The sequence below is a fragment of the Planctomycetota bacterium genome (assembly GCA_016235865.1).
Lineage (GTDB): Bacteria > Planctomycetota > MHYJ01 > JACQXL01 > JACQXL01 > JACRIK01.
The window spans coordinates 1-3511 of sequence record JACRIK010000036.1 but is presented as its reverse complement, the minus strand read 5'-3'; the positions used below and the strand labels follow the sequence as shown (position 1 = coordinate 3511).

The window sequence follows — 3511 nt, the reverse complement described above, 5'->3', positions numbered from 1 at the left end:
CTCCTCAAAGCGGAGTACGGGTTTCCTCCAAAATTATCAGAATCCTTCCCCTAAATCCAGATGCAGGGAATCTGCAGGCAATAATCTGGATGATTGAGTCGGATTCCCCAGTGTTCTTAGAATACCAATTTATTAATAGGGCAATCCCGCTATAATGACTTTCCGGTCATTATACTGACTTTACAGTCATTGATAAGGGTCTTTCGGCCGGTTGTCAAGGAAAACTTGGGGAGTATGAAGAATCAACGCCCTTGGCGGATGCGGGCCAAAAGCCTGGTAGTGGAGTAGCCGGGGACCAGGGGGATGACCTTGACTTCGCCGCCCCGGGCCCGGACCACGTCCCGGCCCACGATCTCCTCCAGGCGGTAGTCGCCGCCCTTCACCAGGATATCCGGCTGGAGCGCGGTGATGAGCTCCAAGGGGGTGTCTTCCCCGAAGAGCACCACCCGGTCCACGCAGGCCAACGCGGCCAGAAGCGCGGCCCGGTCCCCTTCAGGATTAATAGGCCGCGTCGGGTCTTTGTCCAGGCGCTGCACCGACGCGTCGGTGTTCACCCCCACAATCAGGGCGTCCCCCAGGGAGCGGGCCTCCTCCAGGTAGCGCACGTGGCCCAGGTGCAGCAGATCGAAACAACCGTTGGTGAAGACCACCTTCCCCCCCTGGGCCTGGAGCCTTTTGACCCAGCGGGCCGCGGCTCCCCGGGAGACTACCTTATGGCTGGTATGGCAGTTGGTCATGGCGATCCTTGAAGATTTTTTACCACAAAGACACCAAGACACAAAGATTCACAAAGGAAAAAAATAAAATAATTGTGCCGCCTTGCGGCACAATTATTTTAATCATTTCTTTGTGGCCCTTTGTGCCTTGGTGTCTTTGTGGTGAAAATCATTCATGCTTCACCCTCGCCACGGTGAGGACCTCCACCCGCTTGGCCCCGGCCCGCCTGAGCACCCGGGCGCATTCCCGGACCGTGGCCCCGGTGGTGTAGAGATCGTCCACCAGGAGGACGTTCTTGCCTTTGACTTCTTCGGGCCGGGGCACGGCAAAGGCCCGGCGCACGTTGTCCCGGCGCTCCTTGGGGTTGAGGCCGACCTGGGGCACGGTGTAGCGCACCCGGGCCAGGGTTTCCCGTCCTATCTCGGCCTCCGGGAAGGCCCGGGCCAGGAGCAGGGCCTGGTTGAATCCCCGGTGCTGCAAGCGCCGGGGGTGCAGGGGCACGGGGACCAGGAGGTCCGCGTCCGCCGCCAGTTCCGCACACCTGGGGACTTGCAGCCAGTGCTGCATCACCGGCAGATAGGCCATCTGCCGGCCGAACTTGAAGCGGGTGACGGCCTTGGCCACCGGCCCCTCATAGACCGCGGCGGCCCGGGCCCGGGCAAAACGCGGCGGGTCCGTCTGGCAGGAACCGCAGAGCCGGTCCTCCCCCTCCCGGACAGGGAACATCAAACCGCAGCAAGGGCAGACCGGGCTCTCCACCCACTCGATGGTCCCTTCACAATCCGGACAAACCGCGGCCCCCGCCTCCTCCGCCACCACCCCGCCGCAAAAAAGACAGAGCCGGGGGAGGAAAAAATCCAGGATGGCTAAGCTTTTGTGCTTTAACCATAATTTTACATCGATCGTCACGATCCTAACTTATGGAAATTGCCTTAATAAGTCAATTATATAATAGAATTAGGAACGCTTGACTAACAGTGATTTTTGGGCCATGATATCTTGTGAAAAGTGGTGGAAATGATCTTTAACGCTTAAACATTTTCTAAAAACTTTTAGGAAAAAGCGAGAAGGGAAATGATAAAGAAGAAAAGGTCAATATATTCTCGGAAACTTCAACTAATTCGGAGTTCAAGAGAAGCTGCCCTTGCGGCGATCCAGATATATAATAATCCTTTGATCGTCTTCAAAACAGAAAATTATATAGTACTTATGAATATCGCATGGACATACCTTTTACATGCGTATTATAGGTCCCAGAAAATTGAATATCGTTATTTTCAAACCGTTAAAAAGCGCAGAAAATTTGAAAAACTAGAAGGTCAATATAAATATTGGGAACTATCGAGATGTCTCCGTTATGAAAAATGTCCCTTAGACAAAGATACTAAAAACAATTTATATTTTTTAATAGGACTAAGGGATCAGATTGTTCACAAACAGGCAGTTGAATTGGATACCTATTTATCAGGAAGATATCAAGCTTGTGCATTAAATTATAATTATTATCTCAAACATCTTTTCGGTGAAAAATATGGTCTTGATGAAAATCTATCTTATAGCATTCAGTTTGCTGAGCTAACTTTTCAACAAGCAGAAAGTTTTGCTGACACAAAGCTATCAATACCCAACTCAATTAAGGCATATATCGCTCAGTTTGATAATTCTCTATCTCAAGGAGAATTTGATAGCGATAGATACTCCTACCGAATTAATTTTACAAAAAAATTGGCAGGCAAGCCGGGTCAAGCAGACAGAGTATTTGAATTTATTGACCCAAAATCGGAGTTAGCTCAAAATATTGCAAAGGAGTACTGGGTTAAACAAGAAGTTGAAAGACCAAAATTCTTGCCAAGCGAAGTAGTCAAAATTGCCGTAGATGCTGGATTTAAGAGCTTCAATATAAGACAACATGCTTTATTATGGCAGGCGGAGGATGCCAAGAATCCATCAAAAGGATATGGTATTATGGTAAGTAAAACTTGGTATTGGTATCAAAGATGGGTTGATTTTGTGCTAAGTTATTTAGAAAAGACAGCACCAGAAACTAAGATGCAAGCATAAAACGGAAAATGGTGCGCAGGGCGCACCCTACATGGCCATAAAATTTATATTTTTCCAGGAGGGGGTTTGGGGGAACCTCACTTTTTCTAAAAAAGTGGGGTTCCCCCAAATCTTTTCATCCCTACACGCCCGCTAACCGGCGGGCCAGGGATTCGGCGTTGGTGAAGAGGGTTTGGATTTCGGTGTCGGTGAGGCCCGCGCCCCGGGCGATGCGTTCCGCGTGCTGCCGGAAAATGAGGTCCCCGGGCGCGTGGCTGTCGGTGTCGACGATGAGGGAAGCGCCCACTTCCAGGGCCATCCGGGCTACGTGGCCGTTAGCCAGGCAGTGGCCTTTGCGCGCGGAAATCTCCAGAAAGATGTCCTTTTCTCGGGCCAGCGCGGCTTCTTCCAAGGTAATCAGGCCGGGGTGGGCCAGGATGTCGATGTCCGCCTCCAGGGCCGCGAGGTTGGTCCCCGGGGCCACGGGTTCGGCCAGGGTCTCACCGTGGATAACGATGAGGGGCACGCCCAGGGCCCGGGCCTTGGCGGTTAAGGGGCCGATCAAAGCCGGGGGCAGATGGGTGAACTCCAGGCCGGGGATGAGATAAGGGGGTGCGCTGTTATTGAGGCTCTGGGCCGCGGCCTTAAGATGGGCAAAGACCATCTCGAAGTTGGACGCGTCCACGTGGTCGGTGATGCCCAGAAAGCGGTAGCCCATGACCTGGGCCCGGCGCCAGAGCTCCGCGGGGATGAG

General features: G+C 52.5%; 4 protein-coding genes. 1 reads left to right on the top strand and 3 read right to left on the bottom strand.

What is annotated here, in order from left to right:
• Positions 1-242 precede the first annotated feature (242 nt).
• Together rfaE2 and HZA49_11340 are read right to left on the bottom strand one after the other, a co-directional pair.
• On the bottom strand, positions 243-737 hold the full coding sequence (gene rfaE2, locus HZA49_11345) for a D-glycero-beta-D-manno-heptose 1-phosphate adenylyltransferase (GenBank protein MBI5780031.1): 495 nt from the start codon (positions 735-737) through the stop codon (positions 243-245).
• 148 nt (positions 738-885) lie between these two features.
• Entirely contained in the window at positions 886-1197 is a 312-nt protein-coding gene (locus tag HZA49_11340; protein MBI5780030.1) for a ComF family protein, read from the bottom strand.
• 597 nt (positions 1198-1794) lie between these two features.
• On the opposite strand from HZA49_11340, the gene HZA49_11335 reads away from it, so the two are divergent.
• Positions 1795-2778, top strand: a complete 984-nt coding sequence (locus tag HZA49_11335; GenBank protein ID MBI5780029.1) for a DUF3644 domain-containing protein — start codon at positions 1795-1797, stop codon at positions 2776-2778.
• A 121-nt stretch (positions 2779-2899) separates the two neighbouring features.
• Here HZA49_11335 and HZA49_11330 read toward each other — a convergent pair.
• Positions 2900-3511, bottom strand: a 612-nt coding sequence (locus tag HZA49_11330) for a histidinol phosphate phosphatase domain-containing protein (protein MBI5780028.1), incomplete at its 5' end; no start/stop codon positions are given.